At 72.5% G+C, this 19,115-nt stretch carries 16 protein-coding genes and 1 tRNA gene; 1 reads left to right on the forward strand and 16 read right to left on the reverse strand.

Features of this window, described 5'->3' with window-relative positions:
- Positions 1–123: 123 nt before the first annotated feature.
- The 10 genes from O7624_RS04755 to ald all read right to left on the reverse strand — a co-directional run bounded on the left by O7624_RS04755 (position 124) and on the right by ald (position 9,880).
- Positions 124–972 carry a tyrosine-type recombinase/integrase gene (locus tag O7624_RS04755; RefSeq protein ID WP_282239089.1) on the reverse strand — a complete coding sequence of 283 codons (849 nt, stop codon included), beginning with the start codon at positions 970–972 and terminating at the stop codon, positions 124–126.
- Positions 973–1,080: 108 nt separating this feature from the next.
- Positions 1,081–1,154: transfer RNA gene (locus tag O7624_RS04760), tRNA-Pro, on the reverse strand.
- Positions 1,155–1,360: 206 nt separating this feature from the next.
- On the reverse strand, positions 1,361–2,761 hold the full coding sequence (gene der, locus O7624_RS04765) for a ribosome biogenesis GTPase Der (RefSeq protein WP_282239090.1): 1,401 nt from the start codon (positions 2,759–2,761) through the stop codon (positions 1,361–1,363).
- Positions 2,758–3,438 (reverse strand): (d)CMP kinase, encoded by a 681-nt coding sequence (cmk, locus tag O7624_RS04770; RefSeq protein ID WP_282239091.1) that lies wholly within the window; start codon positions 3,436–3,438, stop codon positions 2,758–2,760. The genes der and cmk overlap by 4 nt, the downstream gene beginning before the upstream one ends.
- A gap of 147 nt (positions 3,439–3,585) precedes the next feature.
- Positions 3,586–4,356, reverse strand: coding sequence for a pseudouridine synthase (locus tag O7624_RS04775; RefSeq protein ID WP_282239092.1), 771 nt, complete (start codon positions 4,354–4,356; stop codon positions 3,586–3,588).
- Entirely contained in the window at positions 4,343–5,317 is a 975-nt protein-coding gene (scpB, locus tag O7624_RS04780; protein ID WP_282239093.1) for an SMC-Scp complex subunit ScpB, read from the reverse strand. Before scpB ends, O7624_RS04775 begins: the two co-directional genes overlap by 14 nt.
- Positions 5,314–6,531, reverse strand: a complete 1,218-nt coding sequence (locus O7624_RS04785) for a segregation/condensation protein A (protein WP_282239094.1) — start codon at positions 6,529–6,531, stop codon at positions 5,314–5,316. The genes scpB and O7624_RS04785 overlap by 4 nt, the downstream gene beginning before the upstream one ends.
- 46 nt (positions 6,532–6,577) lie before the next feature.
- Positions 6,578–7,501: a ParA family protein gene (locus O7624_RS04790; protein WP_093409734.1), complete on the reverse strand. Its 924-nt coding sequence runs from the start codon at positions 7,499–7,501 to the stop codon at positions 6,578–6,580.
- Between the two features lie 268 nt (positions 7,502–7,769).
- Positions 7,770–8,756 carry a site-specific tyrosine recombinase XerD gene (locus tag O7624_RS04795; protein ID WP_282240536.1) on the reverse strand — a complete coding sequence of 329 codons (987 nt, stop codon included), beginning with the start codon at positions 8,754–8,756 and terminating at the stop codon, positions 7,770–7,772.
- An 8-nt stretch (positions 8,757–8,764) separates the two neighbouring features.
- Positions 8,765–9,880 carry an alanine dehydrogenase gene (ald, locus tag O7624_RS04800; RefSeq protein WP_093409739.1) on the reverse strand — a complete coding sequence of 372 codons (1,116 nt, stop codon included), beginning with the start codon at positions 9,878–9,880 and terminating at the stop codon, positions 8,765–8,767.
- 229 nt (positions 9,881–10,109) lie between these two features.
- Between ald and O7624_RS04805 the strand changes: the two genes are divergently transcribed.
- Complete coding sequence (locus tag O7624_RS04805; protein WP_232511426.1) at positions 10,110–10,430, forward strand: TM2 domain-containing protein; 321 nt, start codon at positions 10,110–10,112, stop codon at positions 10,428–10,430.
- A 74-nt stretch (positions 10,431–10,504) separates the two neighbouring features.
- Here the strand turns inward: O7624_RS04805 and O7624_RS04810 are convergent, their stop codons facing one another.
- From O7624_RS04810 to O7624_RS04835, 6 genes are all read right to left on the reverse strand, one after another.
- The gene (locus O7624_RS04810) at positions 10,505–11,110 is read right to left on the reverse strand and encodes an NUDIX hydrolase (protein ID WP_282239095.1); all 606 of its coding nucleotides are present in this window, start codon (positions 11,108–11,110) and stop codon (positions 10,505–10,507) included.
- A gap of 70 nt (positions 11,111–11,180) precedes the next feature.
- Positions 11,181–12,920, reverse strand: a complete 1,740-nt coding sequence (locus O7624_RS04815) for a CTP synthase (RefSeq protein ID WP_282239096.1) — start codon at positions 12,918–12,920, stop codon at positions 11,181–11,183.
- Positions 12,921–13,055: 135 nt separating this feature from the next.
- Positions 13,056–15,311, reverse strand: a complete 2,256-nt coding sequence (locus O7624_RS04820) for a hypothetical protein (protein ID WP_348774976.1) — start codon at positions 15,309–15,311, stop codon at positions 13,056–13,058.
- Entirely contained in the window at positions 15,311–16,435 is a 1,125-nt protein-coding gene (locus O7624_RS04825; protein WP_282240537.1) for a glycosyltransferase family 4 protein, read from the reverse strand. Before O7624_RS04825 ends, O7624_RS04820 begins: the two co-directional genes overlap by 1 nt.
- Positions 16,436–16,594: 159 nt before the next feature.
- Positions 16,595–18,229, reverse strand: a complete 1,635-nt coding sequence (locus O7624_RS04830; protein ID WP_282240538.1) for a lipid II flippase MurJ — start codon at positions 18,227–18,229, stop codon at positions 16,595–16,597.
- Position 18,230: 1 nt separating this feature from the next.
- Positions 18,231–19,097 (reverse strand): hypothetical protein, encoded by an 867-nt coding sequence (locus tag O7624_RS04835; protein ID WP_282240539.1) that lies wholly within the window; start codon positions 19,095–19,097, stop codon positions 18,231–18,233.
- Positions 19,098–19,115: the final 18 nt, after the last annotated feature.

Raw genomic sequence — 19,115 nt, forward strand, 5'->3', positions numbered from 1 at the left:
TCGAGCATGTCGCGGGCGGGACGACGTGGGTCCAGAGTGGTCAACCGGATCGTCGTGAACTCGGTCTGCGCCTCGGGGTCGTCCGCCCCGTACCGTCCTCGGAGGTCCATCCGAGCAGGAGCATCAGGTCACCGGTGTCGCCGCCGGCGCGTTTCCACTCGTGGGCGAAGCTGTGCCGCCACCGGTGCGCGTGCACGTCCGCCACCCCGGCCGCGGCGCCAACCGTTTTAGCAGGATCTTGATGCCGTTCGGAGTCAACGCTGCGGTGCCTCGTTCGGCCAGCCACAGGTGCGGCAGGGCGGCGCCCTTGTGCTTGTCCCGGGCCCGCAGATACCGCGACAACGCCCGGGCCGTCTTGGGCCCGAACCGCACCCGCCGATCCTTGGCGCCCTTGCCGTGGAAACGCACCGACTCCGTGTTCAGGTCCACATCGGCGACCAGCAGGTTGCCGACCTCCGACAGGCGGGCGCCGGTGTTGCAGTACACCCGGATCAACGCCTCGTCACGCAGGTTCGCGAAGCCTTTGCCCTTGCATGCGTCGAGAAGCTTGCTGGTGTCCTCGTCGCGCATGACCGGGATCAGCTTGCGGGGTGTCTTCGGCTGCCGCACCCGCTGCATCGGCGAGCGGTCGATGGCCTCCTCGTCGAGGAGCAGCCACTTGAAGAACTGCTGCAGCCCTTTGTGTTTGTTCACCGCCGTCGACGCGGACCTGGTCTCGATCATCCAACCCTGGAACGCCTCTACATGCGCCCGCGTCACCGCACACGGATCCTCGGCCGCATCGGCGGCGTCCGGATCCGGCGACTGCTCTGTCAGGTAGCGACCTAGCTGCGCGTCGGCGAGGAGGTAGTTGTAGCGGGTGGTCTCCGGATAGTTCCCCGCCCGCAGGGACCGGTCCCAGTCGCGGGAACCCGGCCCAGGTCCGGGAGAGCCCGACGGTGAGTTTCTGAAGATCCAGTAGTGGCATGACAACCTGCCCGAGTCAAGGAGTCCAACAGCGGCGTGCTAGACCAGACATCTATGCCGAGCAATGAAAAGAGGGCTCCCGCAAGTCTCTGACCTGCGGAAACCCTCTCGCTGTCGGGACGGCCGGATTCGAACCGACGACCCCTTGACCCCCAGTCAAGTGCGCTACCAAGCTGCGCCACGTCCCGATTGCCACCACCGGGATCTCCCCGCGACAGCCGGTACAGCTTAGCGCAGGCTCCGCTCCGCTCGCACCGACCCCTCCTGGCACCCCAGTAGCGCTGGAGCCGCGCCAGAGCTGGCTACTGTGGCGCGACGACGCACCCCACCACCGCTAGGGCGTCCTAGGAAACTGGTTAACTTGGGCGGTTCGCGCGCAGCGGGGAGCCGAGGGTCAGCCGTGGGCTTTGCCGCGGCCGCCGGGTCCGAGCTTCTTGCGGGGGCGTACCGAGATCTCGATCGGGCTGCCCTCGAAGCCGAACTCCTCGCGCAGCTTGCGCTCGACGAAGCGCTGGTAGCCGGCGTCCAGCGGACCGGTGGTGAAGAGCACGAAGCGCGGCGGGGCCACCCCAGCCTGGGTGGCGAACAGGATCCGTGGTGCCCGACCGCCACGCACCGGGTGCGGGGTGGCCTGGACCAGGGCGGTGAGCCACGCGTTGAGCTGTGCGGTGGGGATCCGCGTCTCCCAGCTGTCCAGCGCCCGGTGCAGGGCGGCGGCGAGCTTGTCGACCGCCCGGCCGGTCTTCGCCGACAGGTTCAGTCGGATCGCCCACGGGATGCGACGCAGCTCCCGCTCGATCTCCTTGTCCAGGTAGTACCGGCGGTCGGCATCGACCAGGTCCCACTTGTTGAAGGCGATCACCAGCGCCCGGCCGGACTCGGTGACCATGGACAGGATCCGCTGGTCCTGCTCGCTGATCGGCTCGCTGGAGTCCAGCAGCACCACCGCCACCTCGGCCGCCTCGATCGCCGAGGCGGTACGCAGGCTGGCGTAGTACTCGGTGCCGCTGGCCCGGCCGACCCGCTTGCGCAGCCCGGCCGTGTCCACCAGGTGCCAGGTGTCGCCGCCGATGGTGACCAGGCTGTCCACCGGGTCGACGGTGGTGCCGGCGACCGCGTCGACCACCGCCCGTTCCTCGCCGGAGAAGCGGTTCAGCAGGCTGGACTTGCCGACGTTCGGCCGCCCCACAAGCGCCACCCGACGCGGGCCCCGAGGGCGGTACTCCGCCACCTTCGGCGCCTCCGGCAATGCCGCCAGGATGGCGTCGAGCAGGTCACCGGAACCACGTCCGTGCAGTGCCGAAACCGGGTGCGGTTCGCCGAGGCCGAGTGACCACAGCGAGGTGGCCTCCAGCTCGATGTTGGTGTTGTCGGCCTTGTTGGCCACCAGGATCACCGGCTTGGCGCTGCGGCGCAGCATCTTCACCGCCGCCTCGTCGACGTCGGTGGAGCCCACCGTCGCGTCGACCACGAAGACCACCACGTCGGCGGTCAGCACGGCGGTCTCGGCCTGGGCGGCGATCGCTGCGGCGCGATCCTTCGCGTCCGGTTCCCAACCGCCGGTGTCCACCACGGTGAACGCCCGCCCGGACCACTGCGCGTCGTAGGGGACCCGGTCGCGGGTGACCCCCGGGACGTCCTCGACCACCGCCTGGCGGCGGCCGATGATGCGGTTCACCAGCGTGGACTTGCCCACGTTGGGGCGGCCGACCACGGCCACCACCGGTTGTGGACCGGTCTGCTCCTCGGTGTCCAGGTCCGGCTCACGCAGCTCGACCCAGCCGTCGTCACTCACGCCACTGACCGTTCGGCAAGTAGGGCCCGCAGGCGCGCCACGACCTCGTCGATACCGAGCTCGGTGGTGTCGAGCACCACCGCGTCCGGCGCCTGGGCCAGCGGGTCGGCCTTGCGGGTCGAGTCCAGCTGGTCACGCCGGGCCAGGTCGGCGGCGGTGGCGGCGACGTCGGAGGCGTTCTCGGCGCTCCGCCGCGCGGCACGTGCCGCGGCCGACGCGGTCAGGTACACCTTCAGGTCGGCGTCGGGCGTCACCACGGAACCGATGTCCCGTCCCTCGACCACGATCCGACCAGCCTTGTTGATCATGTCCCGTTGGCGGGCCACCAGCAGCGCCCGGACCGCCGGCACGGCAGCCACGGCCGAGACTGCGGCGGTCACCTCGGGGCCACGGATGTCGGTCTCGACGTTCACCCCGTCGACAGTCACGCCGTACCCCGCGGGGTCGGTGCCGATGCGCAGATCGACCTCGCCGGCGACCTTCGCCACCGCCTGCGCGTCGGTCAGGTCGACGCCGGAGCGCAGCACCGCCCAGGTGATCGCCCGGTACATCGCACCGGTGTCGAGGTAGCGCCCGCCGAGGCCCGTGGCGAGCCGTCGGGAAACGGTGGACTTACCCGAACCGGACGGCCCGTCCACAGCGACCACGCAGCGCCCGGCCCGCACGTTTTCCTCCACCGTCGTCCTCCTCAGCCCGTACCTCACGATCCGTCGGAGACGACCGCGAGCGGTTGACCACACAAGTCCAATGATGCCCGGCGCCGTGCAGCGCCACCGGCCGGGCCGTCAGGCAGCCTACCCGCAGCCGTACCCGCGACTGCCGCCTCAGTCACCCACGGCCTTGAACAGGGCGGCGACCTCCGCGTTGGTAAGCCTCCGGGTCCGCCCGGCACGCAGGTCGCCGAGCCGGATCGGCCCGATGGAGGTACGCACCAGCCGGCTCACCGGGTGGCCGACCTCCGCGAGCAGTCGGCGTACGATGTGTTTGCGGCCTTCGTGCAGAGTCAGCTCGACCTGAGCGGTACGCCCCAGACTGTCCACCACTCGGAAGGCGTCGACGGTCACCGGTCCGTCCTCCAGCTCGACCCCGGCCGCCAACCGCTTGCCGAGGTTGCGGGGAATCGGGCCGGAAACCTCACACAGGTAGGTCTTCGGCACCCCGTAGGAGGGGTGCATCAGCCGGTGGGCCAGGTTGCCGTCGTTGGTGAGCAGCAGCAGGCCCTCGCTGTCCGCGTCGAGCCGCCCGACGTGGTAGACGCGCTGCTCGACCCGGTTGCCGAGAAAGTCGGCGAGCGCGGTACGCCCCTTCTCGTCCGCCATGGTGGAAACCACCCCACGCGGCTTGTTCATCGCCAGGTAGACCAGCCGGGTGTCGGCCGCCAGCCGCTCGCCGTCGACGTGGATGACCGCCGTGGTCGGGTCGACCTTGTCGCCGAGCTGCGCCACTCGCCCGTTGACCGTCACCCGCCGACGGAAGATCAGATCCTCGCAGGCACGCCGGGAGCCGACACCGGCGGCGGCGAGCACCTTCTGGAGGCGTTCCGGGCCGGTGTAGACGGGGGCGTCGGGGCGGGGGGTGCGGTCATCGCGCGGCATCGGCAAGCTCTTCTACGTCGTCGGGGAGGAAAGGGGCCAGGGGCGGCAGGTCGTCGAGGCTGTTCAGGCCGAGCTTCTCCAGGAACAGGGTGCTCGTCCGGTACAGGTAGGCCCCGCTGTCGGACTCGGTGCCGCACTCCTCGACGAGGCCGCGAGAGACCAGGGTACGGATCACCCCGTCGCAGTTGACACCGCGGATGGCGGAGATGCGCGACCGGGTCACCGGCTGCTTGTACGCCACCACGGCCAGGGTCTCCAGCGCGGCCTGGGTCAGCCGGACCGACTGCCCGTCGAGAATGAACCGCTCGACGTAGGTGGCGTATTCCGGTCGGGTGTACAGCCGCCACCCGCCCGCCGCCCGACGCAGCTCGAACCCGTGGCCGGCGGCGGTGAAGCTGGCGGCGATCTCGTCCAGCATCGGGCCGATCCGCTCGGCCGGCTGCTCCAGCACCTGGGCGAGGACGAGTTCGCTCACCGGTTCGTCGACCACCAGCAGGATCGCCTCCAGCGCGCCACGCAACTCCGTGTCGTCGAGTTCCGGTGCCGGCTCCGGTACCGGCCGGACCCGCGCCCCTGACCGCTTCCGCCCCAGATCCGGAACCCCCTCCCCCGTCCTCCCACCATCCCCGCCCCCTTCCTCACCGCGCCCCTCGACCAATTCGATCTTGGACGGGAACGGCCCCTGGAGGGGCACCTCCGCACCAAGGTCCGCGGCCTCCTCCACCACCGCAACCGAGGCGGCGGTGGATGGAGCAGCGGGATCGGCGGGCGAGGCCGGATCAGTGGACGGGCCGGGATCAGTGGACGGGCCGGGATCAGTGGACGGGCCGGGCTCGGTGGTTGGGCCGGGCTCGGTGGTTGGGGCGGAATCCTCTGGTGGGGCGGGAGCCGGGCGTTGCCACGGCGGCACCCAGGCGGCGGCCTGCTCGGCCAGGGAGTCCGGCCGCTCTTCGTTGCTCATCCAGCACGCTCCTCGGTCGTTCCCATCGCCTCAGCCTCGTCGGCCCCAGCACCCTCGACACCGCCCTCGTCAGCACCGTCACCAACCGGGCTCTCGGCCGCCACCACGGTGCCACCCGCCTGCGGCCCGGCGGACAGCTCCGGGGACGACTCGTCGGACAGCTCCGTGGACGGCCCGTCGGACAATTCGCCGGTCGGGCTGGCGGACGGCTCCGGGGCCGGAGCGGGCTGCCCCGAGGACGGCTCGGGTGGTGTCCCGGCGTACTCGTCGATGGCCAGCGCCGGCCCGCCGTCGGCGGGACCTGTCCAGCGCACGGTCAACTCCTCCAACGCCTGCTCCTGGACGAAGGCCACCACACCCTGTCGGTACAACTCCAGCAGGGCGAGGAACCGGGCAACCACCTCCAGGGTGGCCTCGCAGTCGGCGCAGAGCAGCGAGAAACTGGCGGTGCCGGCCCGACGCAGCCGTTCGGCGATGACGCCGGCGTGTTCCCGGACGCTGACCCGGACCATGTGCACGTGGGCGACGGACACCTCGGGCACCGGCTTCGGGGTCATCGCCCGCACCGCCAGCTTGAGCAACCGTTGCGGGCCGACGCCGAGCACCAGGTCGGGCAGCGCCTCGGCGTAGCGGGCTTCGAGGGTGACGGCCCGCGGGTAGCGCCGACCGCCGACCTCCTCCAGTGCGGCGATGTGCGCCGCCGCCTCCTTGTATGCCTTGTACTGCAGCAGCCGGGCGAAGAGCAGGTCCCGCGCCTCCAGCAGGGCCAGATCCTCCGGGTCCTCGACCTCGGCGGCGGGCAGCAGCCGGGCGGCCTTCAGGTCGAGCAGGGTCGCGGCGACAAGTAGGAACTCGCTCGCCTCGTCCAGGTCCCAGTCGTCGCCCATGGCCCGGATGTAGGCGATGAACTCGTCGGTCACCTGGTGCAGAGCGACCTCGGTGACGTCGAGCTTGTGCTTGCCGATCAGTTGCAGCAGCAGGTCGAACGGGCCGGTGAAGTTGGCCAACCGCACGGTGAAGCCGGTGCCCTCCGCCGGCTCCGCGGCCACCGCCGGCCCGGTCGGCACCACCGGCTCCGCGGCCACCGCCGGCTCAGCTGGCACCGCCGGCTGAGCAACGATCATCGGCTCCCCGCCGGGGTCCGGGACGGGTGGGTCAGCCGCGACCGGCGGCGGGTCAGCCGCAGCGGTCGGGTCGAGGGGCGGGGCGCTCACGCCGACGACGGTAGTCCACGGTCGGGACACCTCGGTTCAGCGCCTCCTACCGCTCGGCCTGCGCGGCGATCACCTCGCGGGCCAGCTGACGGTAGTTGCGGGCACCCGAGGACGCCGGGTCGAGCGTGGTGATGGGTGAGCCGGCGACGGTGGACTCGGGGAACTTCACGGTCTTGGTGATCACCGTCTGGTAGACCTTGTCGCCGAACGCCTCGACAACCCGTTGGAGCACCTGACGACAGTGCGTGGTGCGGCTGTCGTACATGGTCGCGAGGATCCCCTCGAGCTCCAGGTCGAAGTTGAGCCGCTCACGCACCTTGTCGATGGTGTCCAGCAGCAGCGCCACGCCGCGCAGGCTGAAGAACTCGCACTCCAGCGGGATGAGCACGCCGTGCGCGACGGTCAACGCGTTGATCGCCAGCAGACCGAGTGACGGCTGGCAGTCGATCAGGATGTAGTCGTACTCCTTGCGGATGCTCTTGAGCACCCGGGCCAGAGCCATCTCGCGGGCGACCTCGTTGACCAGCTGGATCTCGGCGGCGGAGAGGTCGATGTTCGCCGGCAGCAGGTGCAGCCCGGCCACATCGGTCTTGATGAGCACGTCGTCGGCGGTGACGTCGTCCTGCATGAGCAGGTTGTAGACCGACAGGTCCAGGTTGTGTGGGTTGACGCCCAGCCCGACGGAGAGGGCGCCCTGCGGGTCGAAGTCGACCAGGAGCACCTTGCGACCGTACTCGGCAAGTGCGGCACCGAGGTTGATGGTCGTGGTGGTCTTGCCGACGCCGCCCTTCTGGTTGGCCATCGCGATGATGCGGGCCGGCCCGTGCCGATCGGTGGGCATCGGTTCCGGGATCGGCTTGCGCATGGTGTAGGCGGCCGGGTCCGCCGGGCCCAGATCCGAGCCGAGGGCGTTCTGCTGCTCGCGGAGCTCCGTCGTCCAGGTCTCGGCACGGTCACCGTTGCCAGCCATGTCCTCGATGCCCCCTCCCGACGACCGTGCGGCGTCGGAGCCGCCCGACGTCCTTCGCGGTGCCGCTGCGCACCCCGGTCCACTCGCCGCGAGGGCCGCGCCATGCCGACTGTACGCCACCGGCCAGCAGGGCGTTCGGCACCCGCTCGGCGTGTCGGCCGGTAGCACCGACCACCAGCAGGTCAGGCCGTCAGCACCCGGCCGGCTCCGGGCCGCGACCACACCGCCGGTCACCGGCCGAGCAGGTACGGCGGGCCACCGTCGACGGTCAGTTCAGCGCTCGGGGATGTGCGGTGGCGTAGACCTCGCGCAACCTGTCGACGGTGACCAGTGTGTAGACCTGGGTGGTGGTGACCGAGGCGTGGCCGAGCAGTTCCTGCACCACCCGCACGTCGGCCCCACCGTCGAGCAGGTGGGTGGCGTACGAATGGCGCAACGTGTGCGGTGACACGGCCTTGGGGCCCTCGACGGTCAGCCCGGCCCGTTGCGCGGCGCGGCGCAGGATGGTCCAGGCGCCCTGCCGGGTCAGCGGGCCGCCCCGGGCGTTGAGGAAGATCGCCGGGGTGCCCCGGCCGGCGGCGGCCAGCCCTGGTCGGGCGCGCACCAGGTACGCACCGAGCGCCCGCAACGCGTACCCGCCGATCGGCACCAGGCGGGTCCGGCCGCCCTTGCCACGTAGCACCGTCACTCCGTCGTCGAGGTCCACGTCGTCCACGGCGGTGCCGACGGCCTCCGAGATCCGCGCTCCGGTGCCGTACAGGAACTCCAGCAGCGCCCGGTCGCGCAGCGCCAACGGGGCGGCGTCCCCCGCCACGTCGACCGGGCCGGCGGTCTCCAGCAGGGCGACCACGTCGTCGACCGGCAGCGCCCGGGGCAGCCGTCGGGGTGCGGCGGGGGGCCGCACGTCCCGGCTCGGGTCGGCGCCGACCAGGCCCTCGCGTAACGCGAACCGGTGCAGTCCGCGTACCGCGCTGGCGGCGCGGGCCGCCGAGGAGACCGCGAGCGGCGGGTGACCGTCGGCACCGGAGCGCAGCCGGGCCAGGTGGCGTTCGATCTCCCCGGTGGAGACGGCCGACAGGTCGGTCACCCCGGCGGTGGTCAGCGACCCGAGGTAACGGTCCAGGTCCCGACGGTACGAGGCGAGCGTGTTCGCGGCCAGTCCACGTTCGACGGTGAGGTGGTCCAGGTAGCCGCGGACGGCACGACGCAGGGCCGGCGCGGGCTGCTCGCCCCCGCCGGCCTCGCCGTCGGTCAGCCGGTCGGTCAGGCCAGCACCTCGGTCAACGGCAGGGTGGGCAGGCCGTGCGCCTCGGCGACCGGACCGTAGACGACCTGCCCGTCGTGGGTGTTCAGGCCCAGTGCCAGCGCCGGGTCGTGACGCGCGGCCTCGCGCCAGCCGTGGTTGGCCAGCTCGAGGGCGTACGGGAGGGTGACGTTCGTCAGCGCGTAGGTGCTGGTGTTCGGCACCGCGCCGGGCATGTTCGCCACGCAGTAGAAGATCGAGTCGTGCACCCGGTAGACCGGGTCGGCGTGGGTGGTGGGCCGCGAGTCCTCGAAGCAGCCACCCTGGTCGATCGCGATGTCGACGAGCACGCTGCCCGGCTTCATCCGGGAGACCAACTCGTTGGAGATGAGCTTCGGCGCCTTCGCGCCGGGCACCAGCACCGCGCCGATGACCAGGTCCGCGTCAAGCACCGCACGCTCGATCTCGTACGCGTTGGAGGCGACGGTCTGCAGGTGGCCCCGGTAGATGGCGTCGGCCTGGCGCAACCGGCCGACGTTCTTGTCCAGTAGCAGCACCTCGGACTGCAGGCCCAGGGCGATCGCGGCCGCGTTCATGCCGGAGACACCGGCACCGATGACCACGGTCTTGGCCGCGTACACACCGGAGACGCCGCCGGGCAGCACCCCCCGGCCACCGCCGGTACGCATCAGGTAGAAGGCGCCGACCTGCGGGGCGAGTCGTCCGGCCACCTCGGACATCGGGGCGAGCAGCGGCAGCGACCGGTCCGGCAGCTCGACGGTCTCGTAGGCGATGCCGGTCACCTTCCGGTCGAGCAGGGCCTGGGTGCAGTCCCGGGAGGCGGCCAGGTGCAGGTAGGTGAAGAGCACCTGGCCTTCGCGCATCCGGTGGTACTCCTCGGCGACCGGCTCCTTCACCTTCAGCACCAGGTCGGCGGCGTCCCAGACCTCGTCGGCGCTCTCCAGGATCTTGGCGCCGGCGGCGGCGAACTCCTCGTCGGTGATGCTCGACCCGAGCCCGGCGCCGGCCTCGACGAAGACCTGGTGACCGCCGCGGGTGAACTCGTTGACGCCCGCGGGCGTGATCGCCACCCGGTACTCGTGGTTCTTGACCTCGCGTGGGATGCCGACCTTCACGATGCTGACACCTCTCTTCGGGGCACGTTCACCCCGACTGCGCGGTGCCGCGGCGGCCCCATTGCCGCCCCGGTCAACCGGTCCCGCCGGCGGCAGTCTAGGCGTGACCGCACGTCAGCGGAGCCTGCACTGTGACACCTGCTCGCCATGGCCGTTGACGATGTGTCAGGTGTGAGTACCCGGGCCGGCGGTGGACGTCACATCAGCCGTCAGGACAGTCTTCGGCACCATCGTCCCATCTGGTGCACACCGGTGCGGACAACGCGTTAGTGGATCACTATTGTGTCGCCCCATGACCACTCCTCCAATGCAGCCCGGGTACCCCCAGGGCGTTTCTGACAAGAGCAAGGTCGTCGCGGGCGTCCTGCAGATCGTGCTGGGCGGCTTCGGCGTCGGCCGGTTCTACATGGGCGACACCAAGACGGGCGTCATTCAGCTGATCGTCACCCTCGTGACCTGCGGTATCGGCAGTATCTGGGGCCTCGTCGACGGCATCCTGATCCTGGTGAACGGCGGCGTCGACGGACAGGGCCGGCCGCTGCGCGACTGACCCACGAGACCACGCGGGGGCCGGGCGGTGCACCGCCCGGCCCCCGCGTCGTGTTCCACGGGACCGCGTACCGGTCAGCGGGGCAGCGGGGCGTCCGCCCGGCGCAACCCCGACCAGCCGGTGTCGCGGGCGCGGGCGGCAGCGAGCAACCCGGCCACACACGGTCCGTTGCTGATCTCCCCCGCCAGCACCATGCCGACCGCCTCATCCAGGTCGATCCGGACGATCTGCAGGTCGGCCTCCTCGTCATGACGGTCGTGTCGCTGCTCCACCGGCACCTCGCCGAGATCCCGCGCCAGGAAGACCCGGACCAGCTCGTCGGTGAACCCGGGCGAGCTGTGCACGTCGACGAGCACGTCGAGCCGGCCGGCGGTGAGATCGACCTCCTCGGCCAGCTCACGCGTTGCCGTCACCGACGGGTCCTCGCCGGAGACGTCGGTCAACCCGGCCGGCAACTCCCACAACCGCCGGCCCACCGGCTGACGGTACTGCCGGATCAACACCACCTGACCGGCGTCGTCAAGCGCCACCACCGCCACCGCGCCGACGTGCCGGACGAGGTCACGCGCGGCGGTGCCACCGCCGGGCATGGTGACCTCCTCGGTGACCACCTCGAAGATCCGGCCGCGGTAGCGCAACTCCCGCGACCGCACCTCGTAGCGGTGCTCGACGGCGCTCATCGGCCCACCATCGGGTCACCCACGCCGGCCTCGGCCCTCATCGCCCCTTCGATTCCTGCCCACCGTCCGCTCACGAGGCCGAGGCCGCCTTCGTGGCGGCGCCGTTGCGGACGGCCCGTTCGGCCGAGGCGGTGTCCAGGTCGACCGGAAGCTGATCGGCCTGCGAGTACGTCACCGCGGCGTGGACGAAGGCGGCGAACAGCGGATGGGGCCGGGTGGGGCGGCTCTTGAGTTCCGGATGCGCCTGGGTGGCCACGAAGAACGGGTGCAGATCGCGGTCCAGCTCGACGAACTCGACCAGCCGACCGTCCGGCGAGGTGCCCGAGATGTGCAGCCCGGCCTTGGCGAGCTGGTCGCGGTAGGCGTTGTTCACCTCGTACCGGTGCCGATGCCGCTCGCTGACCTGGGTGCTGCCGTACGCCTCAGCGACGATCGACCCCTCGGTGAGCGTCGCCGGGTACGCGCCCAGCCGCATGGTGCCGCCCAGGTCGCCCTTGCCGGCGACGATGTCCTGCTGATCGGCCATGGTGGCGATGACCGGGTGCACCGCCTCGGCGTCGAACTCCAGAGAGTTGGCGCCGTCCAGGCCGGCCAGGTGCCGGGCCACCTCGATGGTCATGCACTGCAGGCCCAGGCAGAGCCCGAGCAGCGGAATGCCGTTCTCCCGGGCGTACCGGGCGGTGCCGATCTTGCCCTCGATGCCCCGGACGCCGAAGCCGCCGGGGATGACGATGCCGTCGGCCCCGGCCAGGGCGGCCGCCGCACCGGTCGGGGTGACGCAGTCGTCGCTGGGCACCCACCGCAGGTGGACCCGGGCCCGGTGGCCGAAGCCGGCCGCCCGGATCGCCTCGCTTACCGACAGGTACGCGTCGGGCAGGTCCACGTACTTGCCGACCAGCGCGACGGTGATGGTGTGCCGTGGCTGGTGCACCCGCTCCAGCAGGTCGTCCCAGCCCTCCCAGTCCACGTCCCGGAAGGAGAGGTTCAGCCGGCGCACCACGTACGCGTCGAGCCCTTCCCGGTGCAGCACCTTCGGGATGTCGTAGATGCTGGGCGCGTCCGGCGCGGCGATCACCGCTTCGGCGTCGACGTCGCAGTAGAGGGAGAGCTTGTGCTGGAGCTTCTCCGGGATGTCCCGATCGGAACGGCACACGATGGCGTCGGGCTGGATACCGATGCTGCGCAGCTGGGCGACCGAGTGCTGGGTCGGCTTCGTCTTCAGCTCCCCGGAGGGGGCCAGGTAGGGCACCAGCGAGACGTGCAGATAGAAACAGTTGTCGCGGCCCAGGTCGTGGCGTACCTGCCGGATCGCCTCCAGGAACGGCAGCGACTCGATGTCACCGACCGTGCCGCCGACCTCGGTGATGACCACGTCCGGGGTGCGGCCGTCGTCGTCCGGGTCGGCCATGGCCAGGATCCGGGACTTTATCTCGTTGGTGATGTGCGGGATCACCTGGACGGTGTCCCCCAGGTACTCACCGCGCCGCTCCTTGGCGATCACCTCGGAGTAGATCTGGCCGGTGGTGACGTTGGCCTTGCCGGACAGCGACCGGTCCAGGAAACGCTCGTAGTGGCCGACGTCGAGATCCGTCTCGGCGCCGTCCTCGGTCACGAAGACCTCACCGTGCTGGAACGGGTTCATCGTGCCCGGGTCGACGTTGAGGTACGGGTCGAGCTTCTGCATCACCACGCGAAGCCCCCGCGCGGTCAGCAGGTTGCCGAGACTGGAGGCGGTGAGCCCCTTACCCAGCGAGGAGGCGACGCCTCCGGTGACGAATATGTGCCTGGTCGTCCGTGCTGAAGGGGCCAAGGCCTGCTCCCGTGTCGTCCGTCGCGGTCGTGCAGACCGCCGAGCCGATCAGCGAAGTGATCACGCGATCCACGGGATTCCACGGTAACACCTCCCCAACGGCCGGCCGGTGCCGCACCCGGTACCGCCGCCGAGTCACCCGGTCGCGACCTCGGCCGACGACCGTGCGCCCGGCCCGTCACCGCCCGGCCTGTCACCGGTTGACCCGCCATCAGCCGGCCCGCCGCCGTCCGGCCCGCCATCGTCCGGGCGACTACCGTCCGGCCCGCCGCCGGCCGGGCGGTCCGCTCCCGGCTGGGTGCGGTCCGCCGAGTGGTCGAGCACCCGCAACGCCGACAGCGCCGCCAACGGCACCACCACGGCTGCCGCAGCCCCGGCCACGTCCAACGCCGCGGCGCTGAGCAGCCCGCCGATCACCGCCGCCACCGCGGTGCCCGCCATCGCCGCCCGGATCGCCGGGTAGATGCCGAACAGCCGCATCAGCCCGCCCCAGGGTTGCAGCAGCGCGAACCAGACCAGCAACGCGCCGGCCAGCGCCAGCACCGTCAGCGGACTGTTGACCAGCGTGTCGAAGCTCGCCGCGCTGGACCGCTGCACGGTCAGCCCTCCGGTACCGTCGCCGAGCGCGGCCAGGAACCGGCCGAGGCTGCCCCGCTCCGCCGGGGTCCGACCCAGATCCACCACCGCGAACCCGACCGTCACGGCCAACCCGGCCATCGCCGCCCAGGCGAGCCGGGTCAACGTCAGCCAGCCACCCGCGCTGATCGCCGCCGCCACGCTCACTCCAGCGGTCAGGGCGATCGCGCCGATCGAGTCGGCACCCAGATACGCGCTGCCGACGATCACCACGGCGGCCCCGCCGACGACGACCATGACGGTCGGACGCCAGCCACGGCGCACCCGCTGGGCGAGCCAGCCGGCGCTGAGCAGGGCGGCGGCAGCGAAGACGCCGAGACCGACGGTACCGAGGCCGGCATAGCGGCCCCCCTCCAGCGCGGAGTAACCCACCACCCCGTTGAGCTGCAGCCGGGCCCCGGTCACGACGTCCAGGCCAACGGCCAACATGGTCAGCCCGGCTACCGCGCCGAGCGGACCCAGGGTGGCGCGGTAGCCGGGTGTCAGCCGAACCAGCAGCGTCGCGGCAGCCAGCAACACGGCGGTCAGCCCGGCGAACGAGGCCGCCGGATACGCGAAGCGCCACCACGGCGCGGCCTCGGCGACCAGCGCCGCCGGTATCGCGAGCGCGGCGGCGACAAGCAGCACCTCCACCGTCGCCACCACCGGACGCGGCACCGGTTTCGGTCCGTACGGCCCGGCGTGCCGGCGGGCCCGGCGCAGCAGCGGCAGCACCGCCACCGCGAGCGCCACTTGAACGACGGCCAGCAGGGTGAAGAACCCGCCGGCCACCTTCCGCTGCGCGGCGGCCTCCCGGTCCGCGTCCGCCGGCTCGGCGATCGCGGCGGACAAATCGGCCGGCCGGCCGTCGACCGACTCGGCGGGCCGGCCGAGGAACGGCCGGTCCGGCATCGGACGACCCAGGACGGTCAGCGCGGTCGGGGCCAGGTCGATCAGTTGCAGATAGCCACGGCGGTCCGTGCTGGGCGAGGTCAGCCAGCCCTCTTCCCAGCCCGGACCGTGGGCAACGGCCACGTGCAGCCGGGACGGCAACTGAGTGTCGGAGACCCCGGCGACGATCACCAGCGATCGCGGCGGCCGGCCGTCGAGCACCCGGGCCAGTTGCGCGTCGGCAGCCCGAGCCGCCGCCGCCCGTACCGCCGGGTCGTCGCCCTCCACCGTGCCGAGATCGACGATGCTGAGCACGCAGGAGCCGAGCAGCCCGGCGGGATCCGCCGGCAGCGTCGGCGCGTACCGGTCGACCCGACCGAACGGTCGGGCGGCGGCCACCGCCGCGCCCGGTCCGACCGCCACCGAACACCGCACCGACTCCGACAGCGCGCCGGGTACCGTGCCCCACGGCAACCGCTCCTGGTTGTGCACGGCAACGCTCTCCTGATCCGGCAGGTTCGCGCCGATGCCGTCCGGCTGCTCCACCGTCACGTCGACGGGCGGACACTGCCCGTCCCCGCCGCGGCTGCCGGGCCAGGCGGCGAAGCTGCCCGCGCCGAGAGTCAGCCAGCCGTCCACGGGGCAGGTGGGTCGATGTGCGGACCGCACCGACAGCGACCCGATCGAGCCCTCGCGGGCCAGCCGCCACAGCGTCGGCGTACGCTCCGCGTCCACATCGTCCCAGCGCAGCCCGGCCACGCCGACGAGAACCACATAGTCGGCGCTCTGCCGGGCCGGCGGGCTCTGCGGGCGGGCGGCCAGCGCGGTGACCCCGAGCGCCACCACCACCAGGGTGAGCAGGATCGGAGCGATACGGCGCAGCATCACCGGCGTCCCGTCGACGGTGCGTCTGCGTCCGGCGATGCCGGCCCGGCCGGGCCGGGTGTCAGCTCGGCGTAGAGCGCGAGCAGTTGGGTGCGGGTCTGCGCCTCCGTCGGCCAGGTCAGTGCCCGTGCCGCGCCGCGCCGCGCCAGTTCGGCGCGGCCGGCCTCGTCGTCGAGCAGGCCACGCACCGCCGCGTCGACCGCGTCCACATCACCTGGCGACACCAGCACCGCCGCGTCACCGACAAGTTCCGGCAGCCCACCCACCGCGGTCGCCACCAGCGGTACGCCGGCCCGCAGCGCCTCCTGCGCGAACAGTTGACGGGCCTCCCAGTCGCTGGTCACCACCGCGAGGTCGGCGCCGGTGAGCAGATCGGCCACGTCCGTGCGGTGCCCCAGCAGGGTGACCGGTGCGCGGGCGGCGCTGATCCGGGCGGCCAGCGGCAGGTAGGCCGGTCCGCTGCCGGCGATCACGACGACCGGCGGCGGGGTGCGCTCCCGCCATCGGGCGGCGGCGTCGACCAGGACGTCGTACCGCTTCTGCGGATGCAGCCGGCCCACCGACAGGATCAACGGCTGGTCGGCCGCGACCGCGAACTCGGCCCGCACCGCGGCCCGGCGACGGCGCGGCGCGGGCAGTTCCGGCGCGGCGACCGGGGCGAGCCGGGCATCCCCCGCGCCCAACGCGACGGCCCGCGCCACCAGGTCACCCGAGGCGCCGAGGGTCACCCGGGCGTTCCGCGCCACGATCCGCTCCACCAACCGGGACAGGGCGCCGCGTACCCCGCCGGCCAGCACCGCGTTGTGCCAGGTGACCACGAGCGGGGCCGCCGGCCGGGCCAGCACCGCCACCAGCCCGGCGCGCAGCCCGTGCGCGTGCACCACGCTCACCTGCTCGGCGGCGAGCCGTCGGCGCAGCACGCCGACGGCGCGGGCGTCGCCCGGCGTGGGGCTCGCCGGAATCTCCACCGGCCGGAACCGGGCACCGGCGGCCACGAAGTCGAACTGGTCCTGGGTCGCCGCCGGCCCGCAGACCAACACCGGCTGCCCGGCCTCGGCCAGCCCGCGCGCCACCGACCGGACATGCTGACCGACCCCGCCGGTGCTGGAAGCCAACAGCAACATCACCGTCCCCGGCTGGCCCGGAACGGCCGCCGGCCCATTCGTCGCGCTCACCGGACCCACTCTCCGTTCGCGACCGGGCGGCTCGCAAGCTCACTCCTCGCGCTCACCGGACCGACTCTCCGTTCGCGACTGCGGGGCTCGCAAGCTCACTCCTCGCGCTCACCGGACCGCCTCCTCCTTCCGGTCACCTGGCCGGGCCCGGCGCAGGCGTCGACCCAGGCCGGTCAGCAGTGGCCGCAGGTCCTGTCGGTCGACCAGCCATACCACGGCGAGGAACACGACAGCGACCAGGACTCCGGACAGCATGCCCTGCATCAGTGCCGTCCACCGCGCCGGGGGGTCGCCCCCGGCGCCCAGCAGCCGTAGCATCCCCACCGCCGCGACGGCGGCCGCACCGCCGGCCAGCAGACCGGCAGCGCCGGCCCGCCCGGCGCCGGCCAACGCCTCCCGGCCGGCCGACCGGGCGACGGCGACCAGCAGCAGCGCGCCGAGCAGCAGCATTCCCGCCGAGTTGGCCAACGCCACCGCCAGCACCCGGTCGGCCACCGGAAGCAGCGCAGACAGCGGAAGCAACGCCAGCGGTACCGCCAGCCAACCGGCGGTGATGGTGGCGGTCGCCGCCCGCGTCGCGCCCCGGGCGTACAACGCGCGGGACAGCACCGCGAACAGCCCGTACCCGAGCAGCCCGGGCGCGTAACCGGCGATCGCGGCGGCGGTCGCGTCGCTGTCGAGCGGGAAGAACCGGCCGATCGGGCCGGCCACACCGACAAGTGCCGCAGCGCCGAGGAAGCTGCACAACAGCACCCCACGCAGGGTCGCCGACAGCACCTTCCGGTAGGTCCGCTCGTCCGCGCCCGCCGCCGTGGCCAGGGTCGGGTACGCGGCGGTGGCCAGCGGCACCGCCAGCACCGCCCAGGGCAGCAGGTAGAACGTCTGGGCCAGGTTGAACACCTGGAACGCCTCGGTCCGGCCGCTGGAGAGCCGGTAGAGGATCACCGCCAGCGCGACCTGTTGGGCGGTGACCGTCACCACGCCGGCCACCGCCAGCCCGCGTACCCGGGCCCGGGCGTCGGCCGGGAACGCGTACCCGGGGCGCAGCGTCAGCCGCAGCCGACGCAGCGGGATCAGCAGCGACAGCGACAACACCACCACGCCGAGGGTGGTGCCGACCGACAGGATCAACTCACCGCCGCGGCCGGCCTGCGCCACGCTGGCGCCCGTACCGGCGGCCCCGGCGAAGACCAGGTAGACGACGACCACCGTGAGGCTGGACAGCAGCGGCGCGATCACCGGCCAGGCGAACCGCCGGTGCGCCTGGAGCACGCCGGTGAGCACGATGCCGATGCCGTACAGCGGCAGTTGCGGCGCGAAGACCCGCAGCATCCGGGCGCCGGCCGCCAGTTCCTCCGGTGACCGGCTGTCGCCGAGCGCGGTGATGATCGGCCCGGCGCCCAGGGCCACCAGCACCGCCAGCGGCACGAGCAGCGTCACCGTCCAGGTGAGCAGGGCGCCGGTGGTGGCCGCGACCGCCTGCCGGTCCCCCGCCGCGACCGCGCCGGCGAGCAGCGGTACGACCAGGCTGGCCAGCGCCCCGCCCGCGACGATCTCGAAGATGATGTTCGGGATGGTGTTCGCCAGGACGTACATCGCGCCCAGGTCGCTGTCCTGCACCACCCAGGTGAACACGGCGGTACGCCCGAACCCGGCCAGCCTGCTGACCACGGTGAGTACGGCGATGAGGGCTGCCGCTCCGGCCAACCGGCCGGCGCCGGCGAGGGGGGCCGGTCTGGTCACGTCAGTCGGCGCGTCGGCCCAGCGCGTCGAGTTCACGCAGCCCCGGCGTGCTCGCGATGACCTTCGTGAAGCTCACCTTCTCGCTGGCCGCGGTGAGCCCGGCGAGGACGGCGAGCAGCCCGGCCCGGCCGACCGGGCCGGTGCGGGCGGCCAGCGCCACCCCGAGCACCGCGCCGAGGGCGTTCGCGCCGCTGTCACCGAGCATCACGTCCTCGGCCAGGTCTTCGGGGAGCAGCCCGGCGGCGGCACCGGCCGCGCCCGAGGCGATCCCACCGTGCCGGCCACCGCTCAGCGGCGCACCGAGCAGCAGACCCGACTTCAGTGCCCGTCCGGGACGCAGGTCGAGCAGGTTGACCAGGTTCGCCGTGCCGGCCACCACCCCCGCGCCGAGCAGCACGTCGACGACTCGTCCCCAGATGCCCTGCCGGCGCCGACGACGATGCCCGGCCACCCCCGGGTCGGCGGCGAGCAGGGCGGCCGCCCCCAGACCGGCCGCGCCCACCCCGACGATCTTGACGAGGCCGGCGGTGACCCGGCCCTGCCGCAACGCGGCCAGGTGCCCGGCGAAACCCTTTGCCGCCTTCTGCTCCGGACGGGCACCGACAACGTCGTCGTAGAGGCCCACGGCACCGGCGCCGAGCCCGGCCACCAGGGTCGCCGCGCCGGCCGGCACGCTCGCCGCCCCGCAGGCCGCGGCACCTGAGGCCCCCAACGCGAGGGCCGGGCCGGCGGCCAGGGTCACGGTGCGTTCCCGGAAGTTGGTCCGCTCCAGGGCCACCGCGGGCGGTGAGGTACGGATCTCGCGCAGCGCGTACCGGGCAGCGACCGCCCCGACCCCGGCCACCAGGAGTCGACCGAAGACCGTCACGTCGCCGTCCCGCTCACT

The organism is Verrucosispora sp. WMMD1129 (assembly GCF_029581255.1).
Lineage (GTDB): Bacteria > Actinomycetota > Actinomycetes > Mycobacteriales > Micromonosporaceae > Micromonospora > Micromonospora sediminimaris.

Bases quoted from the DNA above. Each gene is read 5' to 3' on its own strand.
- O7624_RS04775 (WP_282239092.1), bottom strand. From the start codon at position 4,356: ATGCCGCGCGATGACCGCACCCCCCGCCCCGACGCCCCCGTCTACACC.
- scpB (WP_282239093.1), bottom strand. From the start codon at position 5,317: ATGAGCAACGAAGAGCGGCCGGACTCCCTGGCCGAGCAGGCCGCCGCC.
- O7624_RS04790 (WP_093409734.1), bottom strand. From the start codon at position 7,501: ATGGCTGGCAACGGTGACCGTGCCGAGACCTGGACGACGGAGCTCCGC.
- O7624_RS04810 (WP_282239095.1), bottom strand. From the start codon at position 11,110: ATGAGCGCCGTCGAGCACCGCTACGAGGTGCGGTCGCGGGAGTTGCGC.
- O7624_RS04820 (WP_348774976.1), bottom strand. From the start codon at position 15,311: ATGCTGCGCCGTATCGCTCCGATCCTGCTCACCCTGGTGGTGGTGGCG.
- O7624_RS04825 (WP_282240537.1), bottom strand. From the start codon at position 16,435: ATGTTGCTGTTGGCTTCCAGCACCGGCGGGGTCGGTCAGCATGTCCGG.